This is a genomic window from Streptomyces sp. TG1A-60, assembly GCF_037201975.1.
Classification (GTDB): domain Bacteria; phylum Actinomycetota; class Actinomycetes; order Streptomycetales; family Streptomycetaceae; genus Streptomyces.
In genome coordinates this window covers 2,515,779-2,541,559 of record NZ_CP147520.1, presented here as the reverse complement: position 1 = coordinate 2,541,559, position 25,781 = coordinate 2,515,779, and the positions used below count along the sequence as shown (strand labels likewise).

Sequence of the window (25,781 nt, the reverse complement as noted above, 5' to 3'; positions counted from 1 at the left end):
ATGGCGGAGCTCACGATCCGGCCGGAGGAGATCCGGGACGCGCTGGAGAACTTCGTCCAGTCGTACAAGCCGGACGCGGCCTCGCGCGAGGAGGTCGGTACGGTCACCCTTGCCGGCGACGGCATCGCGAAGGTCGAGGGTCTGCCCTCGGCCATGGCCAACGAACTGCTGAAGTTCGAGGACGGCACCCTCGGCCTCGCGCTCAACCTGGAGGAGCGCGAGATCGGCTGCGTCATCCTCGGTGAGTTCAGCGGCGTCGAGGAGGGTCAGCCGGTCACCCGTACCGGCGAGGTCCTGTCGGTCGCCGTGGGCGAGGGCTACCTCGGCCGTGTCGTCGACCCGCTCGGCAACCCGATCGACGGCCTCGGCGAGATCGAGACCACCGGCCGCCGCGCCCTCGAACTGCAGGCCCCCACGGTCATGCAGCGCAAGTCGGTGCACGAGCCGATGGAGACCGGCTACAAGGCCGTCGACGCGATGACCCCGATCGGCCGTGGTCAGCGTCAGCTGATCATCGGTGACCGCCAGACCGGCAAGACCGCCCTGGCCGTCGACACGATCATCAACCAGCGCGACAACTGGCGCTCGGGCGACGTGAACAAGCAGGTCCGCTGCATCTACGTCGCCATCGGTCAGAAGGGCTCGACCATCGCGTCGGTCCGCGGCGCGCTGGAGGAGAACGGCGCGCTGGAGTACACGACCATCGTCGCCGCCCCGGCGTCCGACCCGGCCGGCTTCAAGTACCTGGCGCCGTACACCGGTTCGGCCATCGGCCAGCAGTGGATGTACGAGGGCAAGCACGTCCTCATCATCTTCGACGACCTCTCGAAGCAGGCCGACGCCTACCGCGCCGTGTCCCTGCTGCTGCGCCGCCCGCCGGGCCGTGAAGCCTACCCGGGTGACGTCTTCTACCTGCACTCCCGTCTGCTGGAGCGCTGCGCCAAGCTCTCCGACGAAGAGGGCAAGGGCTCGATGACGGGTCTGCCGATCGTCGAGACCAAGGCCAACGACGTCTCGGCCTTCATCCCGACCAACGTCATCTCCATCACCGACGGCCAGTGCTTCCTGGAGTCGGACCTCTTCAACGCCGGTCAGCGCCCCGCGCTGAACGTCGGTATCTCCGTCTCCCGAGTCGGTGGTTCCGCCCAGCACAAGGCGATGAAGCAGGTCTCCGGCCGTCTGCGCGTGGACCTCGCCCAGTTCCGTGAGCTGGAGGCGTTCGCCGCTTTCGGTTCCGACCTGGACGCCGCGTCGAAGTCCCAGCTGGAGCGCGGCCAGCGCATGGTCGAGCTGCTGAAGCAGGCCCAGTACGAGCCGATGTCCACCGAGGACCAGGTCGTCTCCGTGTGGGCCGGCACCACCGGCAAGATGGACGAGGTGCCGGTCGCCGACATCCGCCGCTTCGAGAGGGAGCTGCTGGAGTACCTGCACCGCAAGGAGCAGGGCCTCATGACCTCCATCAGGGAGGGCGGCAAGCTCTCGGACGACACGCTGACCGCCATGGCCGACGCGATCGCCGACTTCAAGAAGCAGTTCGAGACCGCGGACGGCAAGCTGCTCGGCGAGGACGCTCCGGCCGTCAACGTCTCCAAGTGACGTAAGGAAGGGACCTGACTCATGGGAGCTCAGCTCCGGGTCTACAAGCGTCGCATCCGATCCGTCACCGCGACCAAGAAGATCACCAAGGCGATGGAGATGATCGCCGCCTCGCGCGTCGTCAAGGCGCAGCGCAAGGTGGCGGCCTCCACGCCGTACGCGACCGAGCTCATCCGCGCGGTCACGGCGGTCGGCACTGGTTCGGACACCAAGCACCCGCTGACCACGCAGGCCGAGACGGTCACGCGTTCCGCGGTGCTGCTGCTGACCAGTGACCGAGGTCTGGCCGGTGCCTTCAACTCCAACGCCATCAAGGCCGCGGAGCAGCTGACGGCGCGGCTCGAGGCCGAGGGCCAGCAGGTCGACACGTACATCGTCGGCCGCCGCGGTGTCGCCCACTACAACTTCCGTGAGCGCACGATCGCGGACCAGTGGACGGGCTTCACCGACGAGCCCACGTACGCGGACGCCAAGAAGGTCGCGGCCCCGCTGATCGAGGCCATCGAGACGGACACGGCGGACGGCGGGGTGGACGAACTCCACATCGTCTACACCGAGTTCGTCTCGATGATGACGCAGCAGGCGCTCGACGCGCGGCTGCTGCCGCTCAGCCTCGAACAGGTCGCGGAAGAGGCGCCCAAGGACGAGATCCTTCCGCTGTACGACTTCGAGCCGTCGGCGGAGGACGTCCTCGACGCCCTGCTGCCGCGCTATGTCGAGAGCCGTATCTACAACGCGCTGCTGCAGTCGGCTGCCTCCAAGCACGCCGCCACCCGCCGCGCGATGAAGTCGGCGACCGACAACGCGGGCGAGCTGATCAACACGCTCTCCCGCCTTGCCAACGCGGCCCGCCAGGCCGAAATCACCCAGGAAATCAGCGAGATCGTCGGTGGCTCCGCAGCCCTTTCCGACGCGACCGCGGGGAGTGACAAGTAATGACGACGACTTCTGAGACGGCCGTTGCCACGGGCCGCGTCGCCCGGGTCATCGGCCCGGTCGTCGACGTGGAGTTCCCCGTCGACGCGATGCCCGAGATCTACAACGCCCTGCACGTCGAGGTGGCCGACCCGGCCAACGCCGGCGAGAAGAAGGTCCTGACCCTGGAGGTCGCCCAGCACCTGGGTGACGGCCTGGTCCGCACCATCTCCATGCAGCCCACCGACGGCCTGGTCCGCCAGGCCCCGGTCACCGACACCGGCACGGGGATCACCGTCCCGGTCGGCGACTTCACCAAGGGCAAGGTGTTCAACACCCTCGGTGAGGTGCTGAACGTCGACGAGACCTACGAGGGCGAGCGCTGGACCATCCACCGCAAGGCCCCGAACTTCGACGAACTCGAGTCGAAGACCGAGATGTTCGAGACCGGCGTCAAGGTCATCGACCTTCTCACCCCGTACGTCAAGGGTGGAAAGATCGGTCTGTTCGGCGGTGCCGGCGTCGGCAAGACGGTGCTCATCCAGGAGATGATCTACCGCGTCGCCAACAACCACGACGGTGTGTCGGTGTTCGCCGGTGTCGGTGAGCGCACCCGTGAGGGCAACGACCTCATCGAGGAGATGTCGGAGTCCGGCGTCATCGACAAGACCGCGCTGGTCTTCGGCCAGATGGACGAGCCCCCGGGCACCCGTCTGCGCGTGGCCCTCGCCGGTCTGACCATGGCGGAGTACTTCCGCGATGTGCAGAAGCAGGACGTGCTGTTCTTCATCGACAACATCTTCCGCTTCACCCAGGCCGGTTCCGAGGTGTCGACCCTGCTCGGCCGTATGCCCTCCGCGGTGGGCTACCAGCCGAACCTGGCCGACGAGATGGGTCTCCTCCAGGAGCGCATCACCTCGACCCGTGGTCACTCGATCACCTCGATGCAGGCGATCTACGTCCCCGCGGACGACCTGACCGACCCGGCCCCGGCCACCACCTTCGCCCACCTCGACGCGACGACGGTGCTCTCCCGTCCGATCTCCGAGAAGGGCATCTACCCGGCCGTGGACCCGCTGGACTCGACGTCCCGCATCCTCGACCCGCGGTACATCGCGGCGGACCACTACACGGCCGCCATGCGGGTGAAGAGCATCCTGCAGAAGTACAAGGACCTGCAGGACATCATCGCGATCCTCGGTATCGACGAGCTCGGCGAGGAGGACAAGCTCGTCGTCCACCGTGCCCGTCGCGTGGAGCGCTTCCTGTCCCAGAACACCCACGTCGCCAAGCAGTTCACCGGCGTCGACGGGTCGGACGTGCCGCTGGACGAGTCGATCGCAGCGTTCAACTCGATCATCGACGGCGAGTACGACCACTTCCCGGAGCAGGCGTTCTTCATGTGCGGTGGTATCGAGGACCTGAAGAAGAACGCGAAGGAGCTCGGCGTCTCCTGACGTCCGGCGACTCGTGAACAGTGGGGGGCGAGACCACACCTCAGGGGTGCGTCCCGCCCCTCCTCTGTACTCCCTCTGCCGCATTCCCCCGGGGAAGCCCCCCGGACCCCCAGCCGAAAGGTCTGGGGTGGGCCCGCGCGATTTGACTCCCGGCGCCCTACTAGACTTGTACCCCACACCCGGCGGGACCGTCGGGTGATGACCCGAGGAGCCACCTTGGCTGCTGAGCTGCACGTCGCCCTGGTCGCGGCCGACCGAGAGGTCTGGTCGGGGCAGGCCACCCTGGTCGTCGCGCGCACCACGTCCGGCGACATCGGCGTCATGCCCGGTCACCAGCCGCTGCTCGGTGTGCTGGAGTCGGGCCCGGTGACCATCCGTACGAGTGAGAGCGGCACCGTCGTCGTCGCTGTGCACGGCGGTTTCATCTCGTTCGCGGACAACAAGCTGTCCCTGCTGGCCGAGGTCGCCGAACTGGTAGACGAGATCGACGTCCAGGCCGCGCGGCGCGAGCTGGAGCGCGCGAAGGCGGAGGGCGACACCGCCGCCGAGCGCCTCGCGGACGTACGACTGCGCACGGCGGCGGCGCGCTGAGCCCGCGCGTCGTGTGATGCTGTACCTCAGCCGCGGCTGGGACGGGATGCCTCATCCTGACCCAGCCGCGGCTGAGGCGAATATGGGTGCTTTTTACGTTCCGTTACCTAGGAGACGAGGAGGTCGGTGTCGATGGTCCTCGCTCTGACTGTGTGCGGGTCGGTGATCGCGCTCGTGGTGGTGGGGCTCTTCGTCTTCGGACTGCGCCGGCGCCTCATCCAGCGCTCCGGCGGCACCTTCGACTGCAGCCTCCGCTGGGACGCCCCGGAGAAACCCGGAAAGGGCGACGAGAACGGCAAGGGCTGGGGCTACGGCGTGGCCCGCTACAACGGTGACCGCATCGAGTGGTACCGCGTCTTCTCCTACTCCTTCCGCCCCCGCCGGGTTCTGGAGCGCTCGGCGATCGAGGTGGCCGGGCGACGCACCCCCGAGGGCGAGGAGGAGTTGGCGCTGCTCTCCGACGCCGTGGTCCTCGCGTGTCAGCACCGCGGGACCCGTCTGGAACTGGCGATGAGCGAGGACGCGCTGACCGGTTTCCTGGCGTGGCTGGAGGCAGCCCCGCCCGGACAACGAGTGAACGTGGCGTAGCCGCGTTCACTCGTTGGGTGGCACTCCCCCGGGACGGAGTCCGGGGGAGTCGGTGATGTCGAGGCCGTCGAAGACGTCGGCCCAGCGCGGGTCCTCGACGACCGCCTTGCGGGACCCGGCGAAGGCGGTCAATGGGGCTGGACCAGTGCGTTCATGCCGGGCGCCCCCGGCGGGGAGGAAGAGGGGTGGCTCCGGACCGGGCCAGGGTCAGACTCCCCACTCCTGTGCCAGCACGGCCGCCTGGACCCGGTTGCGCAGATCGAGCTTGCCCAGCAGGCGGCTGACGTGGGTCTTCACCGTCGCCTCGGCCATGTCCAGCCGCTGGGCGATCTCCGCGTTCGCCAGCCCTTTCCCGAGGCAGGACAGCACCTCCCGCTCGCGCCGGGTGAGTGAGCCGAGGACGGACGGATCGGCCGTCGGCTCACGCACGGGCCCGCCGGCGAACTCGGCGATCAGACGCCGGGTGACGGCCGGGGCGATCAGGCCCTCGCCGCGCCCCACCGTCCGCACGGCCGTGATGAGGTCCTTCGCCTCCGCGTCCTTGAGCAGGAACCCGGCGGCGCCGGCCCGCAGCGCACCGAAGACGTACTCGTCGAGGTCGAAGGTGGTGAGCACGAGCACGTCCGCGAGATCCTCGGCGACGACTTGGCGGGTCGCCGAGACCCCGTCCAGCCGGGGCATCTGCACGTCCATCAGCACCAGGTCCGGCCGCAGCTCCCGGGCGAGCGCCACCGCCTGCTCCCCGTCCGCCGCCTCCCCGACCACCTCGATGTCGGGTGCGCTGCGCAGGATGAGCACCAGCCCGGCCCGTACGGCGGACTGGTCCTCGGCGACGAGCACACGGATCATGCGGGTTCTCCTTCGGTGACGGGGAGGGTGACGCGTACGGCCCAGACCTTGGCCTCGCGGGACGCCGGATCGACCGTGGGGCCTGCCTCGAAGGTGCCGCCGAGCAGCGTGGCCCGCTCCCGCATGCCGACCAGACCGGCGCCGGAACCGGGCGCGCCCGGGCCGTCGCGGCGGCCGTACGAGCTGGTCACGCCGATGTCGAGTGAGCCGTCCGACTGCCGCAAAGCCACCGTGACCCGGCCGGGGCCGGCGTGCTTGAGGGCGTTGGTCAGGCATTCCTGGACGATGCGGTAGGCCGCCAGTTCGACGGGTGCGGGCAGGGCCTCGGCGTGGTCGGCGTCGAGCGTCACGTCGAGGCCGTTGGTGCGGGCGCCCTCGACGAGCGCGCCCAGCCCGTCGAGCGTGGGCGCGGCGGCGGGCTCGGTGTCGCCGCTGTCGTCGCGCAGGATGCCGATCAGCCGGCGCATCTCCGCGAGCCCCTCGACGCTGTTCTCCCGGATGACGCCGAGGGCCTGCCGGGAGGTGCCCGGGTCGTCGAGCGAGAGCGCGGCCGTGGAGTGGATGGCGATCGCCGAGAGGTGGTTGGCGACCATGTCGTGCAACTCTCTCGCCATACGCGCCCGTTCGGACGCGACGGCCTGGGCGCGGTCCATCTCCGAGAGCAGGGCCGTCTGCTCCGCCCGCAGCCGGGCGGCCTCGGCGGCGTCGCGGTGGTTGCGGACGATCCAGCCGGTCATGGCGGGCATGAGGGCGACCAGGCCGACGACCAGGCCGATCAACAGGGCATCGGGCTTCCGGAATGCCCCGAGGGGCACCACCGTGAAGGCCACCGTGGCCAGCCCGGCGATCCAGGGGACCCGGCGGGCCGTCGCGGGCGGACCGTACAGCACCGCCGCGTACACAAGGTCGGTGAACATCACCACCGTGACCAGGTTGCCCTGGGTGATGGTGTCCAGGGTCAGCGCGGCCCACCCGGCCAGCACGGCCGCGCGCGGCATGGTGCGGCGCAGCGCCTCGCAGCCGACGGTCACCACGAGTGGCAGCAGGATCCACCAGCGGCCCTCAAGCACCACGATCCCGTCGCGGGCCGTGCGCGTGCTGAGGTCCAGACCCCACAGCAGCAGGCCGCCGAGGAGTCCGGCGACGGCGATGTACACGTCGATGCGGTGCGGGCGCGGCAGTCGTACGGCCATGCCCTACATCCAACACGCGGCGGGTGCCCGGCGCCTGGTCCCCGGGCACGGTCCTGGACTGCATCCTTCGATGTACCGCGACTTCGTCACCGCCGACGACGATCCGGGGGCCGGCGGCCGGGAGCCTGGAAGGGTGACCGAGAGGAGCGAGTCCGTGATCGTCGCGTTGATCATCGCCTGCGAGGTCGGCTTCTGGGTGTTGCTGGCGCTGGCCCTGACCGTCCGTTACCTGCTGAAGTGGCGCCGGACGAGTGTGGTGCTGCTGCTGTGCGAGCCAGTGCTGGAGCTGGTGCTGTTCGTCGTGACCGCGATCGACCTGAAGAACGGCGCCGAGCCGGGCTGGGAACACGGCCTGGCGGCGCTCTACATCGGCTTCACCGTGGGCTACGGCCACTACGTGATCCGCTGGCTGGACGGCCACGCGGCGCACCGCCTGGGCGGCGGGCCCAGGCCGGCCGGACCACCGAAGTACGGCATGGCGCGGGCTCGCCACGAGGGAAGGCTGTGGACGCGGACGGTGGTGGCGGCCGGGGTGGCGCTGGCGCTGCTCCAGGCGGCCCTCTGGTACGTCGGCGACGACGGGAACGTCGAGTCGCTGAGGTCGTTCCAGTGGGTGGCGCTCCGGGCCGTCGGGATTCACGGGCTGGTGGCCCTGGCGTACCTGATCTGGCCGAAGAAGGCGCCGGAGACCGAGAAGCGCGCGGAACGGGAGCCGGTCGAGACGCGCTAGTGCCGGGGCAGGCGACGGGGCGAACGTCGCCTGCCCCGGCATCAGCTTCGGTCGGGAGCCACCCCGGCGCTCAGCGGTCCCCTCCCGGCACCCACAGCACGTCCCCGGCCTCCTTGTTCGCCGTCCTCGCGAGGATGAACAGGAGGTCGGAGAGGCGGTTGAGGTACATGGCGGTGAGGGGGTTCATCCGGTCGCCGTGGGCCTCCAGGGCAGCCCAGGTGGAGCGCTCGGCGCGGCGGACGACCGTGCAGGCCTGGTGGAGCAGGGCCGCCCCCGCCGTACCGCCGGGCAGGATGAAGGAGCGGAGTTTCTCCAGCCGCTCGTTGAAGTGGTCGCAGTCCGCCTCCAGCTTGTCGATGTAGAACTGCTCGACACGCAGCGGCGGGACTGTGTCCTTCACCAGCGCGGGGTTGTCGACGACGGGTGTGGAGAGGTCCGCCCCCACGTCGAACAGGTCGTTCTGCACCCGGGTGAGGACCTTGACGACCTCCTCCGCCAGCCCGCCCAGCGCGATCGCCGTCCCGATCACCGCGTTGGCCTCGTTGGCGTCCGCGTACGCCGAGATCCGCAGATCGGTCTTGGGCACCCGGCTCATGTCCCCGAGGTTGGTGGTGCCCTGGTCGCCGGTCCTGGTGTAGATACGCGTCAGATTGACCATGGCGCCAATGTAGACCGTTCGTCGTTGCGCGATTGTTCTTGGATCGCACCCGTGCCCTGGAGCCGGGTAGCGCCGTTGTAGGCATGGCGATCGGTTGGTGTCCGGTGGAGAGGTGCGGGAGCGGTGCTGGTCGCAGCCGTGGAGACCCTGGCGTGTGCCGGCCTGTGAAGCGCCAACCGGCGTGCACCCGCAAGGTGTTGGCGCTCCGTCCGCTCAGGTGGAAGCCTGTGGCTCAGGTCGCCGGGACGAGCGCCGAGTCCGTCAGCCGAGACGTGACCACCGTCTCAGGGCTTGAGACGTGACACGCGTTACTTCCGGGTCACACAGCCTCTCACGAGCGCTAGTGTCCGGCCGAGAGGTCAGTCATCAACAGCGCGTACCAGGGGAGTCGCACAGTGGCACGGAAGCTCGCCGTCATCGGAGCCGGGCTCATGGGGTCCGGGATCGCCCAGGTGTCCGCACAGGCGGGCTGGGACGTCGTCCTGCGTGATGTCACCGACGAGGCGCTGGACCGTGGCATCGGGGGCGTCACCGCGTCGTACGAGAAGTTCGTGAGCAAGGGGAAGTTGGCCGCCGAGGACGCCGAGGCGGCGCTGGGGCGGATCACCGCCACCACCGACCTCGACGCGGCGGCCGACGCCGACATCGTCGTCGAGGCCGTCTTCGAGAAGCTCGAAGTGAAGCACGAGATCTTCCGCACCCTCGACAAGATCGTCCGCGAGGACACCGTGCTCGCCTCGAACACCTCCGCCATCCCCATCACCAAGATCGCGGCGGCCACCGAGCGGCCCGAGCGGGTCGTCGGCGTGCACTTCTTCTCGCCGGTGCCGATGATGCAGCTCTGCGAACTGGTGCGTGGCTACAAGACGAGTGACGAGACGCTCGCCACCGCACGGGAGTTCGCCGAGTCGGTCGGCAAGACCTGCATCGTCGTCAACCGTGACGTCGCCGGCTTCGTGACCACCCGTCTCATCTCCGCCCTCGTCGTCGAGGCCGCGAAGCTGTACGAGTCGGGCGTCGCCACCGCCGAGGACATCGACCTCGCCTGCAAGCTGGGCTTCGGCCACGCGATGGGACCACTGGCCACGGCCGACCTGACGGGCGTCGACATCCTGCTGCACGCCACGAGCAACATCTACACCGAGTCCCAGGACGAGAAGTTCGCCCCTCCGGAGCTGATGCGCCGGATGGTGGACGCCGGTGACGTCGGACGCAAGAGCGGGCAGGGCTTCTACCCGTACTGATACCGACCCGCGCGTCACCTGTGGCACTTCCCACACATGTGAACGCATGAGCCTTGAGGAGTCTCACTCCTTGAGGTGAATTCGGTATCGGTTCGCTCACAGACGGCAACCTGGCGGTGTCAAACGCAGTCAGACGTTGCATCACCCATATCACGGAGTACGAGAAGCACCCACGGGGAGCGCTTATGTACATCAGGGGCGACCACGCCGAGCTGGTCGTCGGGGGCCGCCTCGACGTACGCAGCGCGGCGGACGCCCGTACGGTCCTGCACTCGGCCGTCGACGACGGAGCCGGCGACCTGGTGCTCGACCTGTCAGAGCTGGACTCCTGGGACGCCACCGGACTCGGGGTGATCATGGGAGCCCACCGGCGGGCGGGACGGTGCGGTCGGCGGCTGGTGCTGCGCGATGTGCCACCGCAGATGCAGCGGCTGCTCGTGGCCACCCGGCTGCACCGCATCCTGGCGATCGAGGGCGGCATCGGACTGGAGTCGTTGCCCAGAGTGTGAACGCGTGAACGGGCCCGTACGTATGGCTCGGTGTGTGCGGGACACTCGGTCGTCAATGCCGCTCGGTCGTCATGAGGACCATGGGGGTGAAACGCATCACGGGCGCAATCCTCACGAGACCGTGATGTTCCGGGCGGCGCGGTACCCCGGACTGTCGGAGATACTGTGCGAAGGTTTAGGGTTCGGCTGCCAGCTGCCAGCAACCCTCGAGCGGGTTCCGGACCAGAAGCGACAGCGCGGTGTGCGGCAAGGCCGGGAGGGGCTCCAGCACACGAGACGCTTTTGGGGGCTAGAACCGATGGACCCGATCAACCGGGGATCCGAAGAGTACGGCCACGACGACGGACAGGCGCCGAGCAAACGTCCACCACGTGACCCGCTGGCGCAGGACTTCGCCCAGCACGCTCCGGCACTCGCCCGCACCGTCCAGCTCGTCTCCGGCGACTTCCTGCTCACCGTCAACCCTGTCGACGGCAGCGAGATTGAGAACTGCCCACCGGGCGAACTGCCTGGTCAGCCCGAGAAGCACGCGCCCGCCGAGCGCGCCGGGATCGACCGCGCCACCCGTCCGCCGGTGCCCCCGGGACCCGCGCTGCCCGCACTCCCCCTGCTCAAGCGCGACGACGAGAGAGACCGGCTCGTACGGCTCCTCGCGCGAGGCCGCTCCGTCCGCCTCACCGGCGCCCCCGGCTCCGGCCGCACCGCGCTCCTCGACGTGGCCGCCGAGGACTGCGCGGACCTGGCACCCGACGGCGTCGTACGGCTGAGCGGTTTCCGGCGTACGGTCGACGACCTGCTCTACGACCTGTTCGCAGCCGTGTACAGCACACCCCTGTTCCGGCCCGCGCGGCAGCAGATCCTCGACCTCGTGCGGGACATCGGCGCGGTCGTCGTCCTGGACGACCTGGAGTTCGGCGGCGCCGCGCTCGACGAACTGCTCGACGCGACCCCCGAGTGCGCCTTCCTGGTCGGCGCCACCCCCGGCACACCCCTGCCGTCCCCCGACGCACCCCTCGAAGAGATCGTGCTCGGCGGCTTGGACCGGCCCGCCGGCGAGCAGTTGCTGGAGCGGGCCGTCGGGCGGGTACTCACCGAGGACGAGTCGAACTGGGCCGGTGACCTCTGGTTCGAGTCCGAGGGCCTGCCCCTGCGGTTCGCCCAGGCCGGGGCACTGCTCAGGCAGCGGGACCGGCTGCGGGCCGGCGCGGACGCCGTCGACGAGTTCGGGGTCTTCCAGGACGCGCCGCCCGTCGACGCGCCCTTCGAGTCCCCCGCGGACGACCACGGGACACCCCTGCCGTCGCTCGCCGAGGGCGCCGCGCCCGCAGCGCTGCTCGCGTCCCGGCTGAGCCCCTCGGCCCGCGAGACCCTGAGGTTCGCCGTCGCACTCGGCGGCGAGGTCCCGCACCAGGCGCATCTGCCCGCCCTGGTGGGCGACACCCACGCGGACGCGGCCCTCGGCGAGTTGGTCGGCTGCGCCCTGTTGACACCTGTCGGCGACCGCTACCGGCTCGCGGCCGGCGTACGGACCCAGCTGGAGGCCGCCGGGTACGCCGACGGCGCGGCCGGGCGCGCCCGTACCGCCGCCCGGCACTACGCCTGGTGGGCCGGTCACCCCTCGGTCACCCCCGAGCGGGTCTCGGCCGAGGCGGACGCCGTCCTGGCCGCCCTGAGCGCGCTCGTGCCGACGTCTGCCGAGCTCTCGGCCCCTCTGGAGAAGTCGGGGCCCTCGTCCCTGCCCGACGAGCCCGACGAGGTCGAGTCGACCGCCGCCGTGCGGCTGGCCCGGCAGGCGGCGCCCGCGTTCGCCGCGGGGCTGCGCTGGAGTGCCTGGGAGGAGGCGCTCAGGTCGGGTGCGGAGGCTGCTCGCCGCGCCGAGGAGACCGGCGAACAGGCCTACTTCCACCACGAGCTGGGCGTCCTCGCGCTCTGCTGCGGGCAGTTGGACCGTGCCCGGGCCGAGCTGGAGGCGTCCATCGGGCTGCGCGGCGTCCTCGCCGACAAGCGTGGCGCGGTCGCGGGCCGCAGAGCCCTCGCCCTGGTCGCCGACCGCTCCGGCGCGACATCGCCCGGCGGGCGCACGGCGGCGGGGGAGGAGGTGCCGGACGCCCGGCGCGAGGAGTCGGCCTCCCCGCCCGGGGGCGTGCCCTCGGCGTACACCCCGACGGGCTTCGGCGCGATCGGTGTCGGTGGACCCGCGTCGGCAGGCGGCACGGCGCTCGTCACCCAACGGGCCGACGGCGGCTCGCCCGCCCACAAGCTCAGCGGCGTGAAGAGCCTCGTGGGCGGCGCACGGCGCAATGTGGTCGCCGCGGGCGCGGGTGCGCTGCTCGCCGCCGTCCTCGGCACCGTGGTGACCCTCGGCGCGACCTCCGACCGCAACGGCGACACCCCGGCCGAGAAGGTCGGCGTCAACCCGTCCGCCAGCGCGGGCGTCGACGACGACGGGCTCAGCGCCGACCGCCCCAGGACGGGCGAGGACCAGGACGGCCCGGGCAGCGTGCCCGAGCCGACCGATCCGGGCCCCGACGGCACGTACGGCACCGCCGACGACCCGACGCCGACGGACAGCGCGGAGCCGACGGACGAGCCGACCGGCACGGACGAGTCGCACGACCCGGCGCCGTCCCCGACGAAGTCCCCCACGCCGACGCCGACGCCGTCCGAGAGCGAGGACGAGTCCGGGGCGCCCACGCCCACCCCGACGCCTACCCCGACTCCGACGCCCAGCTCGACGCCGACCGGCGACGAGTCCGGGGACCCGCCTTCGCCGGAGGACTCGAACAGCGCCAGTGCGTCCACCTCCGGCGATCCCGTCGGATCCGCGAGCGCGTCGCAGAGCGGCGTCAGCTCTTCCGGCGAGACGGTGGCCTGACGACGCCCGGCCGCCCGCGACGTGCGGCCGTCAGAACAGCCGCAGCTTGTCGTCCTCGATGCCCCGCAGCGCGTTGTAGTCGAGGACCGCGCAGCCGATGCCGCGGTCGGTGGCGAGAACGCGGGCCTGGGGCTTGATCTCCTGGGCCGCGAAGATGCCGCGGACCGGCGCGAGGTGCGGGTCCCGGTTCAACAGCTCCAGATAGCGGGTGAGTTGCTCGACCCCGTCGATCTCGCCGCGCCGCTTGATCTCGACCGCGACGGTCGCGCCGTCGGCGTCCCGGCACAGGATGTCGACGGGGCCGATGGCCGTCATGTACTCGCGGCGGATGAGGGTGTAGCCCTCGCCGAGGGTCTCGATGCGGTCGGCGAGGAGTTCCTGGAGGTGCGCCTCGACGCCGTCCTTGATCAGACCGGGATCGACGCCCAGTTCGTGCGAGGAGTCGTGGAGGACTTCCTCCATCGTGATGATGAGCTTCTCGCCCGCCTTGTTGATGACGGTCCAGACGCCTTCCTCCTCGCCGGTGCCCTCCTTCAGCGTGCACGGCGGCGACATCCAGTTGAGGGGCTTGTAGGCCCGGTCGTCCGCGTGGATCGAGACGCTGCCGTCCGCCTTCACCAGGATCAGGCGGGGCGCCGAGGGGAGATGGGCGGTGAGCCGGCCCGCGTAGTCGACGGAGCAGCGGGCAATGACGAGACGCATGGTCGGCAACGCTACTCGACGCCGACGGGTGTGCGCGATTCGACCGCCGCAATCGCGGCGGCAAGGCATGTTCGGCCGCCGGAACGCCCGGCCGGGGGCCGTTCGACCGTCCTCGGCCGCCGCGGCGGCCGAGGACGGCGGCTGTCGCCCTCCGTCACGGTCTCCCGCCCCTCGTGCGGCCCTCCGCCGTCCCCCGGCATGTGCCTCTGTCAACTCGTGTTCGGCATTGGCTGATTGTGTGCGTCACGGGCCCTGTCGGTGCGCGCAATCTCCTGGTGCGGTCACGTTCGGTTGCATACCGTAGAAACGGGAGGTCGCGAACCGTGCACGCTGCGTGTTCTCCGATCCCCGACCTTGTCCGTCAACCCCTGTGATGACGGGGGTGCGAGAGGAGAACCCATGTCGCTCGACGTCTCACCGGCCCTACTCGAACAGGCCGAGCGAGGCGAGGTCGACGAAGCCGCCTTCGTCGACTGCGTCCGGACCTCCCTGCCCTATGCGTGGGAGATGATCAGCTCTCTGGTGGCCCAGTTGAAGGTCGACGGCGGAGAGTTCGCCGACAACCAGACGCCGCCGCCGGACGAGCAGGCACGCGGACAGCTGCTGCGCGCGCTCGCCAGTGACGCGATTCGCGGTGCGCTGCAGCGTCACTTCGGTATACGGCTGGCCTTCCAGAACTGCCACCGGGTGGCGGTGTTCCCGCTGGACCCGTCCGTGGACGACAGGCTGGCCCGCTTCACCTCGATCCGCGGCCAACTCCTCAACCAGTCCCCGGAACTCAGGGATTGCTGAGGTCGTGACGCAGCACGGCTTGCCGCTCCAACCGCGGGAGGTGCATCAGTAAGCGGGGCGGCAAGCTCCCCCGTACGACGGCGTGGCTCAGCCGAGGTGAGGCAGCACCTCGGCACCGAGTCGCCGTACGTTCTCCTCCGTCGCCGACAGATCGCCGGAGCCCTCGACGAGCAGAGCGAACCGGGAGATGCCCGTCCGCTCGCTGGTCGCCGCGAGCCGGTCGGCGCACAGCCGCGGGGTCCCCACCGGGTGGAGTCCGCAGAGCAGTTCGGTGTAGGCCAGCGGGTCCCGCATGGCGCGGGCACGGCCGTCGACGGTCACATGGGCGTCAAGGCCCTGCCTCAGCCAGCCCGGCATCGCCTTGACGAGAGCCTCCACGGCGTCGGTGCGCCGGTCCGCGATCTGACAGACACCGGCCGAGACATGGGCCGCGCCGGAGATCTCCTCCGGCGAACGGCCCGCCGCGCGGGCGCAGGTGCGCCACATCGCGACCATCTCGGCCTTCTCCTCGTCCCCGACATGCATCCCGAGGAGCATCGGGAGCCCGCGCTCGGCGGCCAGCCTCACGCTCGCCGGCGAGGTGGAGGCGACGACGACCTCGGGCCCGGGGGTCTCGTCCAAGTCCTCCGACGGCCTCGGTACGACGGGGACCTCACGGAAGCTGAATCGTTCCCCCGACGCCGACACCGAGGGTTCGCGCAGCCAGCGCACCAGCAGATCGAGTGACTCCGGGAACCCCTTCTCGTACGCGTCGAGTCCGGTGCCGAAGACTTCCAGGTCGACCCACGGGCCGCCGCGCCCGACGCCCAGCGAGAAGCGTCCGCCGGACGTGACATGCAGCAGGGCGGCCTGTTCGCCCAGGGCCACGGGATGGACGGTGGGCAGTACGCTGACCGCCGTGCCGACGCGGATCCGGCGGGTGCGCCCCAGCAGTAACGCGGCGAGGGTGACAGCCGACGGGCATGTGCCGTACGGCACGAAATGGTGCTCGGCCAGCCAGACCGCGTCCAGCCCGGCCGCGTCGGCCACTTCCGCCGTCCGCACCGCCCGGTGGAGCGCCTCCCCCTGGCCCTGGCCGGGGAACTGGGCTCCCAGTACAAATGCTCCTACGCGCATCACACTTCCTGCTTCCTCGGCTCCGACTCGGGAGCTCCCCCACCGGCATAACCGCGTGACACGTGCCGAAGTCACGGCCTTGCGGCGAGATTTGCGGATTGTCTGCAGAATGCTGCGGGCGGAGGGCGATCTGAGGTGTTTGGTGACGTACGCATACCCCCACCGGGCCCGCGTAGGCTGGACAACCACTCTGCTCCCTGTACAGCCCCGTGAGGTGTCCCGTGTCCCCGCGTCGCAACCGCCCCAAGGGCGATGGTTCGTCGGGTCCGTCAGGCCGCAGCGCAGCGGAGGACCGGTCGGACCGGTACGGCGGCTGGCAGTCCAGTGAGCCCTGGCGGGGCGAGGAGTGGAGCGTGCGTCATGTGGCCGGCGCGAGCGCGGCGGGCAAGACCTACCGCTGCCCCGGCTGCGACCAGATGATCCCCTCCGGGGTGCCGCACGTCGTCGCCTGGCCCGAGCACTCCGGCGTCGACGAGCGCCGGCACTGGCACAAATCCTGCTGGAACGCGAAGGACCGCCGCACCACGCGGGTGCAGCGGTCCCGTAACGCGCCGAGGTTCTGACACCTCCCGGCCGAGCGGCTACACGTCGCGCTGCTCCAGCAGGGCGTACGCGGCCACGGAGGCGGCCGTCACCAGACCGAGCATGATCCACAGCGGGTCCCAGCCGGCCGGGCCGGACTGGCTGAGCTCCGAGCCGTAGAAGACGCTGAGCTGGCTCGGGATCGAGTACTCCAGCAGGAACTCCTGCACCTCCCTCAGCGACTCCGAGAACATGAAGATCGCGATGACCAGAGGGGCGAGGAAGACACCGAGCATGATGGTGATCGCGCCCGCGGAGTGCCTGATCAGCGAGCCCGTCAGCAGGGACAGCAGGCCGAACAGCGCGAGGAACAGGCTCACGCCGACCGTCGCCTTGAACCACTCCTCACCGGTCGGGTCCGCGGCGTTGTTGCCCTCCAGGATCGCCACCTGCACGAAGCCGACGAACGCGGTGGTGACCAGGGTGACCGTGAAGGAGAGCGCGAAGAACACGATCGCCTTCGCCGCCAGCACCCGGCCGCGGCTCGGGCACGCGGTCATCGTGGTCCGGATCATCCCCGTGCCGTACTCGGAGGCCGTGGTCAGCACGCCCAGCGTGATGAGGCAGACGCTGCCGAGCATCAGCCCGAACAAGCCGAGGCCCAGAGGGGACTCGCCCTCCAGGTTCATGTCCGTGGAGGCGGCGATGAGCGCGAAGAGGAGGCCGAGGCCGATCAGCAGGACGACATAGACGCCCAGCGTCCACATCGTCGAGCGCACGGACCTGATCTTCGTCCACTCGGAGGCGATCGCGTGCCCGAGGTGGGTGCGCACCACCGGGATCGGCGAGGTGTACGACGTGCCGGGCGCCCCCTGCCAGTCGGGGGCGGGCGGCTGCTGCTGGGCGAGTGGTGGCTGGGGCGTGCTCATCGGGCGTCCTCGGACTTCGTCAGGTCGGCGGCGGGCGCGGGCGCGGCGGGGGCGGCGGCCTCCACGGGGGTGGGCGCGGCGGACGGCTGCGCGGGGGCCTGGGGCGTCGCCTGGGCGTACGGGTTGGGCTGCGGCCCGCCCGGGGCCGGGGCCGGCGCGACGGAGGGCGCCGGAGCCCCGTACGGGCCGGCCGGCGGCCCGCCCTGCGCCGGTGCGAACGGCTGGCCGCCCTGCTGCGGCGCCGGCGGGGCGTACCAGCCCGGCTGGCCCTGCCCGGGTACCGGCATCGGCGGCTGCGCGCCGGGCGGCAGGGGCTGCTGGAGACCGTTCTTCTGGTCGGTCGTCGAGCGGTAGTCGACGGCGCCCTGCGTCATCCGCATGTACGCCTCCTCCAGCGAGGCCTGGTGCGGCGACAGCTCCCACAGCCGTACGTCGGCGTCGTGCGCGAGGTCGCTGATGCGGGGCAGCGGCAGACCGGTGACGCGCAGTGCGCCGTCCTGCTCGGGCAGCACCTGGCCGCCCGCCCCGGTCAGCGCGGCCGTGAGCTTCTCGCGCAGCTGCGGCTCGGTGTCGGGCGTGCGTACCCGCGCGAAGTCCGCGGAGTTCGCCGAGATGAAGTCCTTCACGCTCATGTCGGAGAGCAGCTGTCCGCGCCCGATCACGATCAGGTGGTCGGCGGTCAGCGCCATCTCGCTCATCAGGTGCGAGGAGACGAAGACCGTACGGCCCTCGGCGGCAAGAGCCTTCATCAGATTGCGGACCCAGAGGATGCCCTCGGGGTCGAGTCCGTTGACCGGCTCGTCGAAGAGCAGCACCTGGGGGTCGCCGAGCAGGGCGGCGGCGATGCCCAGCCGCTGGCCCATGCCGAGCGAGAAGCCGTTGGAGCGCTTCTTGGCCACACCCTGGAGGCCGACGACGCCCAGCACCTCGTCCACCCGGCGGGCCGGGATGCCCGAGAGCTGCGCCAGGGACAGCAGGTGGCTGCGGGCGTGCCGGCCGCCGTGCACCGCCTTGGCGTCGAGGAGGGCACCCACCTGACGGGCCGCGTTCGGCAGCTTGCGGTACGGATAGCCGCCGATCGTCACCTGCCCGGAGGTGGGATTGTCCAGGCCGAGGATCATGCGCATCGTCGTCGACTTGCCCGAGCCGTTGGGCCCCAGGAAGCCGGTGACGGCCCCCGGCCGCACCTGGAAGGAAAGGTTGTACACGGCCGTCTTGGCGCCGTAGCGCTTCGTCAGGCCGACTGCCTCGATCATGCTCCGCACCCATCGAACGGTTGAGGACGTCCTCAGGACGTCGGGGCGCACGCCCCCGTAAGGGTTAGGAGCTTATCGGGGCGTTGACGGTTCCGCTCAAGAGGGAGTAAAGCCACGCAGGTCACAGGGCACATGGCTTGGCATGTACGTAACCTCTGGTCGGGGGTCTCATCACGCGTCCCGCCTTTTCAGCAGCAGGTAGCCGCCGAGCAGGGCCCCGACCACCCACAGCGCCATGACGGCGAGGCCGCCCCAGGGCCCGTACGGCGTGTCGTCGCCCACCGGGGTGACCACCTGCATGATCCTGCTGCCGGCCTGGTCGGGCAGATACCGGCCGATCTTCTCGGTGGCGTCGACACTGCCCAGGATGCTGGAGATCAGGAAGAAGAACGGCATCAGGATGCCGAGCGACAGCATCGGGCTGCGCAGCATCGCCGCGACCCCCATCGAGAACACGGCGATGAGGGTCATGTAGAGCCCGCCGCCGAAGACCGCGCGCAGGACACCGGGATCGCCGATCCCGGCCCCGTGCTCGCCGAGCATCGCCTGCCCCAGGAAGAACGTAACGAAGCTGGTCGCGAGCCCCACCACGAAGGCGAGTGCGGTGGCCACCGCGATCTTGCTGAACAGGAAGGTGCCCCGCTGCGGCACGGCGGCCAGCGATGTGCGGATCATGCCGGTGCTGTACTCGTTCGACACGACCAGCACCCCGAACACGATCATCGCCAGCTGCCCGAGGGTCATCCCGGCGAAGCTGATGAACGTCGGGTCGAACGACAGCCGTTCCGCACGGCTCAGCCTGTCGAACTCGTGCTTCGACAGCAGCGAGATCAGCACACCGAGCGCGACCGTGACGACCCCGGCCAGCGACAGTGTCCACACCGTGGACGCCACCGACCGGATCTTGGTCCACTCCGACCGGACGACCTGGGTGGCGGCCATCCTCAGCCCTCCTTCTTCCAGCCGCCGCCCCACTCCTCGGCAGGCGTCCCGCTGTGCGCGTGGTACTCCACCGACTCGGCGGTCAGCCGCATGAACGCCTCCTCCAGCGAAGCCTGTCGAGGACTCAGCTCATGCAGCACGATCTGGTTCCGGGCCGCCAGCTCACCGATGTGCTCCGGCTTCCCGCCGTCCACCTCCAGCACCCCGCCGCCCGTCTCCACAGCCGTCACACCGGCCTCGTGCAGCACGTCGAGCAGCCGTTCCCGCTGCGGCGTGCGCATCCGTACGTACGACCGTGAGTTCTGCTGGATGAAGTCCGCCATCGGGGTGTCGGCGAGCAACCGCCCCTGGCCGATCACGACGAGGTGGTCGGCGGTCAGTGCCATCTCGCTCATGAGGTGGGACGACACGAACACCGTCCGGCCCTGCGCGGCGAGCGCCTTCATCAGGTTCCTGATCCAGTGGATGCCCTCGGGGTCGAGGCCGTTGACCGGCTCGTCGAACATCAGGATCCGCGGATCGCCGAGCAGCGCGCCCGCGATCCCGAGCCGCTGCCCCATCCCGAGCGAGAACCCCCTCGCCTTCTTCCTGGCGACCGACGTCAGCCCGACCGTGTCCAGCACCTCGTGCACCCGTGCCTTGGGGATGCCATTGCTCTGCGCCAGACAGAGCAGGTGATGGAAGGCGCTACGGCCGCCGTGCACGGCCTTGGCGTCCAGCAACGCGCCGATGTGCCTGAGCGGGTCCCTGAGGCCGTCGTAGTGCCGGCTGTCGATCCGCACGTCCCCGGCCGTGGGCCGGTCGAGCCCGAGAACCATCCGCATCGTCGTCGACTTCCCGGCCCCGTTCGGCCCGAGGAAACCCGTCACGATGCCGGGCCGGACAGCGAAGGTGAGGTTGTTGACCGCCACCTTCTCGCCGTACCGCTTCGTCAGACCCTCCAGCTCGATCACGCGGTCACGCTAGAACGGCCGCCGGGTGCCTGCCACCGGAGGGGGGAAGCCCTTCAGGAGCGCGGGGAACTGCGCGACCAGCCACGTACCACCGGCAGCCACGAGACGAAGGACGCCCCCGAGCCACCGGGCACCCGGCACCGAAGCCGAGCGGAGCCGAGTCGCGCGACTCGGCGCTACCAAACGCCGCTCCAGCGGCCCGACCGCCCGCAGCCACGCGGACAGCGGGAACGGCGAAGGCCCGCACCCCCTGGAGGGGAGGCGCGGGCCCCGGTCGCCTCTTCACGGCTGTCGCCGTCAGGCGGGAGTGTTACCGGGACTGCTGGGCCGGCACCCCACGCGAGATCGGCTCCTCGTCCGTGGCCGGCGTGCCGGCGGCGGCCACAGCCGCACCCGTCAGCGTCGCCAGCATCTCGCGCACGTTCGTCAGCTGGGCGTTGATGGAGTCGCGGCGGTTCGTCAGGGCCGCCAGCTCGCGCTCGGATTCCGAACGGATCCGGTCCGCCTTGGCGTTCGCGTCCGCGACGATGTCCTCGGCCTGACGCTGCGCGGTCTCCACCGTCTGGCGGGCGCGGCGCTCGGCGTCGGTGCGCAGCTTCTCGGCCTCCAGGCGGAGCTGCTCCGCGCGGTGCTCGATCTCGGCGAGGCGCTTCTCGGCCTTCTGCTGACGCGACGCCAGGTCGCGCTCGGACTGCTCGCGGCGCTTGGCGAGGTTCGTCTCGAAGTCGGCGGCGGCCTGCGCGGCCTTCGCGCGGGTCTCCTCGAAGAGGGCGTCCGCCTCCTCGCGCTTGGACTGCGCGTCCTTCTGGGCCTCGGCACGCAGCTGCGAAGCCTCGCTCTTGGCCTTCTCGACGATCCGGACGCCCTCGTCCTCGGCCTTGGACTTGCGCTCGGCGGCGAAGGACTCGGCGTCGTTGCGCACCTGCTGGGCCGCGGACTCGGCGAGGTCGCGGTGCTGCTCGGCGGCGCGGCGGGCCTCCTCGCGCAGGTCCTTCGCCTCCTCCTCGGCGAGGCGGAGGATCTTCTCGACGCGCGCGCCGAGACCGGCGTAGGACGGCTCGGCGTCGGTCACCGCGGCCTGGGCGTTCTGCGTCTCGAGGTGGAGCTCCTCGATGCGCTTCTCCAGAGCGGTGATGCGGGCGAGAGCGGAGTCACGGTCGGAGACGAGCTTGGAGATACGTTCGTCCACCTGAGCGCGGTCGTATCCACGCCGCACAAGCTCGAAGCCGTAGGGGGAAGTGTCGCTCATGGGGTTCCTGTCGAATGAGACCGGTGAGGTGATAGGTGGAATCCTAGGGGGCGAAGCGGCGTGTCATCGAGCAGATGCGCGTTTGATCTGGAGAATGACACCCCTTTTGGGTGGCCGACCATCGGAATACTTGCCAGAAACTTTGCATAAAGACCCTGAGAAGCACAGAACGAGCACAATGTGGTGTCTGTACTGCCAGGGAAGGCGCGGAAAGATACCCCGTACATCCCGGCACCGCTAGCCGTCTGATGACTTGCCACCGGAACGAGTCGCACCCACCGCGGCGCCCGCCTTGACTCCACCGTCCTTGCCCGACGGGGCCTCAAAAGACTCCAACGCCTCCAGCACGTCCTGGACACGGGAGATCTCCGCATTGATGTCCTCGCGGCGCCGGACCAGCACCTCCAGCTCGCGCTTGCCCTCCTCGACCGTGCGACGGGCCTCGCGGATCGCCTCCGCCTTCAGCTCCTCGGCCTCGCGGACGAGCGTGGACTTCTTCTGCTCGGCCTCCTTCAGCAGACCCTCGGCCTTCTTCACAGCCGCGATACGGACCTTGCCCGCCTCGGAGTTGGCCTCGGAAACGATCTCCTTGGCCTTCGCCGTCGCCTTCTCCAACTGCTCCTCGGCGGCTTTGATGAGCGCGTCGCAGCGGTCGCCGGTGGATTTCATCGTCTCGGCCGCCTCGCGGCGGGCCCGCGTGTGCAGCGCCTCGATCTCGGCCGTGACGCGGTCGCGCAGCTCCTCGGCCCGCTCCCTTATGGCGGTCGCGTCCCGGCGCGCGCCGACCAGCAGCTCGTCGGCGTCCTGACGCGCCTTCTCCACCGTGGAGTTGCCCTCGACGGTCGCCTCGGCGACCAGCCGGTCGGCCTCCTTGCGGGCGGCGCCCACCATGGAGTCGGCCCGCCCCTCGGCGTCCGCGGTGGTCTTCTGCGCCTGCGACTGCGCCTCGGTGAGCAGCCTGTCGGCCTCGGCCGCCGTCTCCGTGATGAGCGTGTCGACCTGCTCGGCCGCCTCGGAGCGCCGCTTGTTGGCGTCCTTGCGGGCCTCGTCGAGGGTGCGGTCGGCCTCCTCGCGGGCGTGCGCCATGAGCCGGTCGGCCTCCGCCTCCGCCTCGGACCGCGCCCGCTCGGCGTCGACCCGTACCCGCTCGGCGTGCTGCTGCGCGGAGCCCACCGTCTCGGCGGCCTCGGCGCGCAGCCGTTCCGCCTCGTCGGTGGCCTCGCCGATCAGCTGGTCGGCCTTGGCGACGGACTCGGCCCGTACCCGCTCGGCCTCCTCGTTGGTCTCCCGGGTCAGCCGCTCCGCCTCGGCCGTCACCTCGGTGATGAGGGTGTCCGCCTGGGTGGCCGCGTCCGAGCGGATGCGGTTGGCGTCGTCCCGGGCCTCCGCCCGGGTGCGCGAGGCGTCCTGGTCGGCCCGCGCGATGTTGTCGGACGCCTGCGTGCGCACCCGCTGGGCGTGTTCGGACGCGTCCGAACGCACCCGCTCCGCCTCGGTGATGGCCTCAGCGACCGTACGCTCGGCGAGCGCCTTGGCGGCGTCCGTCTCGTCCCGGGCCTCACCGCGGAGGCGCTGGGCGTCCTCGGCGGCCCGCTCCCGCTCCGCGTAGGCGTCGGAACGGACCCGGTCCGCCTCCTCCTCGGCCTCCCGGCGCGTACGGTCCGCCGCGTGCTCCGCCGCGTTGCGCAGCCCGGCGATCTCCTCCTGGGCCTGCTCGTGCAGCCCGGCCACGGACTCCCGTACCTGCTGGGCGTGGGTCTCCGCAGCCGACACCATCTCGCCGGCGCGGCGCTCGGCCTCCTCCACCAGCCGTACGGCCTCGGTCTGGGCCTCCTCCACGCGCTTGCGCGCCGAGGCCAGCAGCTCCTCGCTCTGCTCACGGGCCCGCCGGCGCTCCTGGTCGGCCTCCTGCCGGGCCGCGCCGAGGAGTTCCTCGGCCTCGCGGCGCCGCCGGGCGGCCTCCTCCTGCGCGGCGGCCAGGGTCTCCGAGGCCTCCGTGGCGAGCCGCACGGCCGCGGCCTGCGCCTCGGCCCGTACCCGATCGGCGGAGTCCTGGGCCTCGGACTTCAGCCGCTCCGCCTCGGCGGCGGCCTCCGACCGCAGGCGTACGGCGACGGCCTCGCCCTCGGCACGGGACGCGGACGCGTCGGTCGCGGCCTCGTCGCGCAGGCGTTCGGCCTCGGCCTCGGCCTGCGCCTGGAGCGTACGGATGCGCTCGGCGGCCTCGGCCCGCAGCCGGTCGGCCTCCTCGGCGGCCTCCCGGCGGATCCGCTCGGCCCCGGCGCGCGCCTCGGCGAGCGCCTCCTCCGCGGAGACCAGGCGCGCCTCCGCCTCGGTGTGCAGCCGGCCCAGCTCCTCGGCGGCCTCGGCCTTGCGGGCCTCGACGACGCGCTCGGTCTCCTCGCGCAGCTCACGGGCGGCCCGCTCGGCGTCGGCCTTCAGCTCCTCGGACTCCTCGGCGGCCTCGGCGCGGTGCCGCTCGGCCTCCTTACGGGTGCGCTCCAGGGTCTCCTCGGCCTGGCGGCGCAGCGTCGAAGCGCGCTCGATGGCCTCCGTGCGGACCTTCTCGCTGTCCACGGTGGCGCTCTGGCGCAGCTCGTCGGCGTCCGTCCGCGCCTTGGCGAGCAGCTCCTCGGCGGTCTTGGCCGCCTCCTCGATCTGCTGGACGGCCTCCCGCCGGGCCTCGGAGCGGATCCGCTCGCCCTCGGCGACCGCGTCGGCGCGCAGCTGCTCGGCCTCGCCGCGCAGCCTGCGCGCCTCCTCCTGCAGCTCGACCGTCTTGGCGCGGTACTCCTTGGTGTCGTCCTTGGCCGCGCCCTTGAGCTCCTCGGCGAGGTCGTGCGCCTCGGCGCGCAGGCGGTCCGACTCGGCCTCGGCTTCCCGGCGGATCCGCTCGGCCTCGTCCGCGGCGGCCTTGATGGTGCTCTTGGCGTCCTGGGACGCCTTGTTCAGCACGTCCTCGGCGGTCTTGGCCGTCTTGGCGAGCTGGGAGGCGGACTCCTCCGCCGTGACCGAGCGGGCCTTCTCGGCCGCCTCGGCCAGCAGCTTCTCCGCCTCGGCCTTGGCGTCCGCGACGGCTTCCTCGGCGGCTGCCTTGGTGGCCTCGGCCTCCTTCGTGGCCTCCTTGACCAGCCGGGCGACCTGCTCCTTGGCCGTACGCGTGCGCTGTTCGTTGGTCGACTCGGCGCCGGCGAGGGCCTTGGCCGCGTTCTCCTTCGCCTCGGTGACCAGCTTCTCGGCCTCGGCACGCGCCTCGCGGAGCGCCGTCTCGGCCTCCGTCATGCGCTGCTCGGCGGCCCGGCTCAGCTCGGAGGCCTGGCGGCGGGCGGTGTCCGACTCGGTGGCGGAGGAGGAGCGCAGCTGCTCGGCGTGTTCGGTGGCCTCCTGGGCCTGCGTGGACGCCGCGTTCAGCAGCCGCTCGGCCTCGGCGCGGGCCCGGCGCAGGATCTGGTCGGCCTCGTTGCGGGCGGCCTCGGAGTCGCTCTGCAGGCGCTGGCGGGCCTCGTTGGTGAGCCGCTCGGCCTCGGTGCGGGCGGCGGCCAGTGCCTGCTCGGCCTCGGCGCGCGACTCGTCGACCAGTCGGCGGGCCTGCTGCTCGGAGCGGGCCCGCAGCTGTTCGGCCCACGCCACGTTCTCGTTGACGTGCGACTCGACGGTCTGCCGGCGCTCGGACAGCTCCTGGTCGAGCTGCTGGCGGCGGGTGACCGCCTCCTGGTGCAGCTCCGCCTGGAGCCGCGCGGCCTGCTCGGCGTGCTCCTGCAGGATCCGCTGGGTCTGCGCCCGGGCCTGGCTCAGCTCACGCTCGGCGTCCGCGCGCAGCTGGTCCGCCTGCATCTGGGCCTGGCGGAGCATCTGCTCGGCCTGGTACCCGAGGTCGCCGCCGTCGTGGGCGGGCCGGGACATGAGGGTGCGGCGCGCCTCGTGCAGCTTGGCGCGCAGCACCTCGACCTGGTAGCCGAGGTCCTCGGCGTGCTGGATCGCCTTTTCCCGCTCGGTCTTCAGCCGCTCCATCTCGGCCTCGAACCGAGAGAGGTGGTCGACGTCAGCCGCCGGCTCTCGCTCCTGGCGTTCGTAGCCCCGCACTGCGCGGTCCCATCCGTCCCCTGGTCGCAACC

At 71.0% G+C, this 25,781-nt stretch carries 23 protein-coding genes; 11 read left to right on the top strand and 12 right to left on the bottom strand.

The window, feature by feature from the left end; translation table 11 throughout:
* The 5 genes from atpA to WBG99_RS10270 all read left to right on the top strand — a co-directional run bounded on the left by atpA (position 1) and on the right by WBG99_RS10270 (position 5,147).
* Positions 1-1,596, top strand: a complete 1,596-nt coding sequence (atpA, locus tag WBG99_RS10290) for a F0F1 ATP synthase subunit alpha (RefSeq protein ID WP_338896042.1) — start codon at positions 1-3, stop codon at positions 1,594-1,596.
* Between the two features lie 21 nt (positions 1,597-1,617).
* Entirely contained in the window at positions 1,618-2,532 is a 915-nt protein-coding gene (locus WBG99_RS10285) for a F0F1 ATP synthase subunit gamma (protein WP_338896041.1), read from the top strand.
* Positions 2,532-3,968: a F0F1 ATP synthase subunit beta gene (atpD, locus tag WBG99_RS10280; RefSeq protein WP_338896040.1), complete on the top strand. Its 1,437-nt coding sequence runs from the start codon at positions 2,532-2,534 to the stop codon at positions 3,966-3,968. The genes WBG99_RS10285 and atpD overlap by 1 nt, the downstream gene beginning before the upstream one ends.
* Positions 3,969-4,184: 216 nt before the next feature.
* Positions 4,185-4,559, top strand: a complete 375-nt coding sequence (locus tag WBG99_RS10275; protein WP_338896039.1) for a F0F1 ATP synthase subunit epsilon — start codon at positions 4,185-4,187, stop codon at positions 4,557-4,559.
* A gap of 132 nt (positions 4,560-4,691) precedes the next feature.
* Entirely contained in the window at positions 4,692-5,147 is a 456-nt protein-coding gene (locus tag WBG99_RS10270; RefSeq protein ID WP_338896038.1) for a DUF2550 domain-containing protein, read from the top strand.
* A 6-nt stretch (positions 5,148-5,153) separates the two neighbouring features.
* On the opposite strand, the gene WBG99_RS10265 is transcribed toward WBG99_RS10270, so the two are convergent.
* From WBG99_RS10265 to WBG99_RS10255, 3 genes are all read right to left on the bottom strand, one after another.
* On the bottom strand, positions 5,154-5,279 hold the full coding sequence (locus WBG99_RS10265) for a hypothetical protein (protein WP_338900587.1): 126 nt from the start codon (positions 5,277-5,279) through the stop codon (positions 5,154-5,156).
* Positions 5,280-5,354: 75 nt separating this feature from the next.
* Positions 5,355-5,996: a response regulator transcription factor gene (locus tag WBG99_RS10260; RefSeq protein ID WP_338896037.1), complete on the bottom strand. Its 642-nt coding sequence runs from the start codon at positions 5,994-5,996 to the stop codon at positions 5,355-5,357.
* A complete protein-coding gene (locus WBG99_RS10255) occupies positions 5,993-7,189 on the bottom strand; it encodes a histidine kinase (RefSeq protein ID WP_338896036.1) in 1,197 nt (398 codons plus the stop codon). The genes WBG99_RS10260 and WBG99_RS10255 overlap by 4 nt, the downstream gene beginning before the upstream one ends.
* A gap of 154 nt (positions 7,190-7,343) precedes the next feature.
* Here WBG99_RS10255 and WBG99_RS10250 point away from each other — a divergent pair, with 154 nt between their 5' ends.
* On the top strand, positions 7,344-7,919 hold the full coding sequence (locus tag WBG99_RS10250; protein WP_338900280.1) for a hypothetical protein: 576 nt from the start codon (positions 7,344-7,346) through the stop codon (positions 7,917-7,919).
* Between the two features lie 70 nt (positions 7,920-7,989).
* Here WBG99_RS10250 and WBG99_RS10245 read toward each other — a convergent pair whose 3' ends face one another.
* The gene (locus tag WBG99_RS10245; protein ID WP_338896035.1) at positions 7,990-8,577 is read right to left on the bottom strand and encodes a cob(I)yrinic acid a,c-diamide adenosyltransferase; all 588 of its coding nucleotides are present in this window, start codon (positions 8,575-8,577) and stop codon (positions 7,990-7,992) included.
* A 395-nt stretch (positions 8,578-8,972) separates the two neighbouring features.
* Between WBG99_RS10245 and WBG99_RS10240 the strand changes: the two genes are divergently transcribed.
* From WBG99_RS10240 to WBG99_RS10230, 3 genes are all read left to right on the top strand, one after another.
* On the top strand, positions 8,973-9,821 hold the full coding sequence (locus tag WBG99_RS10240; RefSeq protein WP_338896034.1) for a 3-hydroxyacyl-CoA dehydrogenase family protein: 849 nt from the start codon (positions 8,973-8,975) through the stop codon (positions 9,819-9,821).
* A 185-nt stretch (positions 9,822-10,006) separates the two neighbouring features.
* Positions 10,007-10,330, top strand: a complete 324-nt coding sequence (locus WBG99_RS10235) for an STAS domain-containing protein (RefSeq protein WP_033526497.1) — start codon at positions 10,007-10,009, stop codon at positions 10,328-10,330.
* Between the two features lie 298 nt (positions 10,331-10,628).
* On the top strand, positions 10,629-13,205 hold the full coding sequence (locus WBG99_RS10230) for an ATP-binding protein (RefSeq protein ID WP_338896033.1): 2,577 nt from the start codon (positions 10,629-10,631) through the stop codon (positions 13,203-13,205).
* A gap of 30 nt (positions 13,206-13,235) precedes the next feature.
* On the opposite strand, the gene nucS is transcribed toward WBG99_RS10230, so the two are convergent.
* Complete coding sequence (nucS, locus tag WBG99_RS10225) at positions 13,236-13,907, bottom strand: endonuclease NucS (RefSeq protein ID WP_338896032.1); 672 nt, start codon at positions 13,905-13,907, stop codon at positions 13,236-13,238.
* A gap of 399 nt (positions 13,908-14,306) precedes the next feature.
* Between nucS and WBG99_RS10220 the strand changes: the two genes are divergently transcribed.
* Complete coding sequence (locus WBG99_RS10220) at positions 14,307-14,699, top strand: SCO5389 family protein (RefSeq protein ID WP_338896031.1); 393 nt, start codon at positions 14,307-14,309, stop codon at positions 14,697-14,699.
* Between the two features lie 87 nt (positions 14,700-14,786).
* Here the strand turns inward: WBG99_RS10220 and WBG99_RS10215 are convergent, their stop codons facing one another.
* Positions 14,787-15,815 (bottom strand): LLM class flavin-dependent oxidoreductase, encoded by a 1,029-nt coding sequence (locus WBG99_RS10215; RefSeq protein WP_338896030.1) that lies wholly within the window; start codon positions 15,813-15,815, stop codon positions 14,787-14,789.
* Between the two features lie 221 nt (positions 15,816-16,036).
* Between WBG99_RS10215 and WBG99_RS10210 the strand changes: the two genes are divergently transcribed.
* On the top strand, positions 16,037-16,378 hold the full coding sequence (locus tag WBG99_RS10210; RefSeq protein WP_338896029.1) for an ATP/GTP-binding protein: 342 nt from the start codon (positions 16,037-16,039) through the stop codon (positions 16,376-16,378).
* Positions 16,379-16,396: 18 nt separating this feature from the next.
* On the opposite strand, the gene WBG99_RS10205 is transcribed toward WBG99_RS10210, so the two are convergent.
* The 6 genes from WBG99_RS10205 to scy all read right to left on the bottom strand — a co-directional run bounded on the left by WBG99_RS10205 (position 16,397) and on the right by scy (position 25,749).
* A complete protein-coding gene (locus WBG99_RS10205; RefSeq protein WP_338896028.1) occupies positions 16,397-17,266 on the bottom strand; it encodes an ABC transporter permease subunit in 870 nt (289 codons plus the stop codon).
* Positions 17,263-18,522, bottom strand: a complete 1,260-nt coding sequence (locus WBG99_RS10200) for an ATP-binding cassette domain-containing protein (RefSeq protein ID WP_338896027.1) — start codon at positions 18,520-18,522, stop codon at positions 17,263-17,265. Before WBG99_RS10200 ends, WBG99_RS10205 begins: the two co-directional genes overlap by 4 nt.
* Positions 18,523-18,693: 171 nt before the next feature.
* Positions 18,694-19,464, bottom strand: coding sequence for an ABC transporter permease (locus WBG99_RS10195; RefSeq protein ID WP_338896026.1), 771 nt, complete (start codon positions 19,462-19,464; stop codon positions 18,694-18,696).
* 2 nt (positions 19,465-19,466) lie between these two features.
* Entirely contained in the window at positions 19,467-20,417 is a 951-nt protein-coding gene (locus WBG99_RS10190) for an ATP-binding cassette domain-containing protein (protein ID WP_338896025.1), read from the bottom strand.
* A gap of 310 nt (positions 20,418-20,727) precedes the next feature.
* The gene (locus tag WBG99_RS10185; RefSeq protein ID WP_338896024.1) at positions 20,728-21,666 is read right to left on the bottom strand and encodes a cellulose-binding protein; all 939 of its coding nucleotides are present in this window, start codon (positions 21,664-21,666) and stop codon (positions 20,728-20,730) included.
* 237 nt (positions 21,667-21,903) lie between these two features.
* On the bottom strand, positions 21,904-25,749 hold the full coding sequence (gene scy, locus WBG99_RS10180) for a polarized growth protein Scy (protein ID WP_338896022.1): 3,846 nt from the start codon (positions 25,747-25,749) through the stop codon (positions 21,904-21,906).
* Positions 25,750-25,781: the final 32 nt, after the last annotated feature.

Excerpts from the sequence above, each read along its gene's own strand:
- WBG99_RS10285 (WP_338896041.1), top strand. The coding sequence starts at position 1,618 with ATGGGAGCTCAGCTCCGGGTCTACAAGCGTCGCATCCGATCCGTCACC.
- WBG99_RS10260 (WP_338896037.1), bottom strand. The coding sequence starts at position 5,996 with ATGATCCGTGTGCTCGTCGCCGAGGACCAGTCCGCCGTACGGGCCGGG.
- WBG99_RS10215 (WP_338896030.1), bottom strand. The coding sequence starts at position 15,815 with ATGCGCGTAGGAGCATTTGTACTGGGAGCCCAGTTCCCCGGCCAGGGC.
- WBG99_RS10205 (WP_338896028.1), bottom strand. The coding sequence starts at position 17,266 with ATGAGCACGCCCCAGCCACCACTCGCCCAGCAGCAGCCGCCCGCCCCC.
- WBG99_RS10200 (WP_338896027.1), bottom strand. The coding sequence starts at position 18,522 with ATGATCGAGGCAGTCGGCCTGACGAAGCGCTACGGCGCCAAGACGGCC.
- atpD (WP_338896040.1), top strand. The coding sequence starts at position 2,532 with ATGACGACGACTTCTGAGACGGCCGTTGCCACGGGCCGCGTCGCCCGG.
- WBG99_RS10255 (WP_338896036.1), bottom strand. The coding sequence starts at position 7,189 with ATGGCCGTACGACTGCCGCGCCCGCACCGCATCGACGTGTACATCGCC.
- WBG99_RS10270 (WP_338896038.1), top strand. The coding sequence starts at position 4,692 with ATGGTCCTCGCTCTGACTGTGTGCGGGTCGGTGATCGCGCTCGTGGTG.
- WBG99_RS10230 (WP_338896033.1), top strand. The coding sequence starts at position 10,629 with ATGGACCCGATCAACCGGGGATCCGAAGAGTACGGCCACGACGACGGA.
- WBG99_RS10195 (WP_338896026.1), bottom strand. The coding sequence starts at position 19,464 with ATGGCCGCCACCCAGGTCGTCCGGTCGGAGTGGACCAAGATCCGGTCG.
- atpA (WP_338896042.1), top strand. The coding sequence starts at position 1 with ATGGCGGAGCTCACGATCCGGCCGGAGGAGATCCGGGACGCGCTGGAG.
- WBG99_RS10220 (WP_338896031.1), top strand. The coding sequence starts at position 14,307 with ATGTCGCTCGACGTCTCACCGGCCCTACTCGAACAGGCCGAGCGAGGC.
- WBG99_RS10185 (WP_338896024.1), bottom strand. The coding sequence starts at position 21,666 with ATGAGCGACACTTCCCCCTACGGCTTCGAGCTTGTGCGGCGTGGATAC.
- nucS (WP_338896032.1), bottom strand. The coding sequence starts at position 13,907 with ATGCGTCTCGTCATTGCCCGCTGCTCCGTCGACTACGCGGGCCGGCTC.
- WBG99_RS10245 (WP_338896035.1), bottom strand. The coding sequence starts at position 8,577 with ATGGTCAATCTGACGCGTATCTACACCAGGACCGGCGACCAGGGCACC.
- WBG99_RS10235 (WP_033526497.1), top strand. The coding sequence starts at position 10,007 with ATGTACATCAGGGGCGACCACGCCGAGCTGGTCGTCGGGGGCCGCCTC.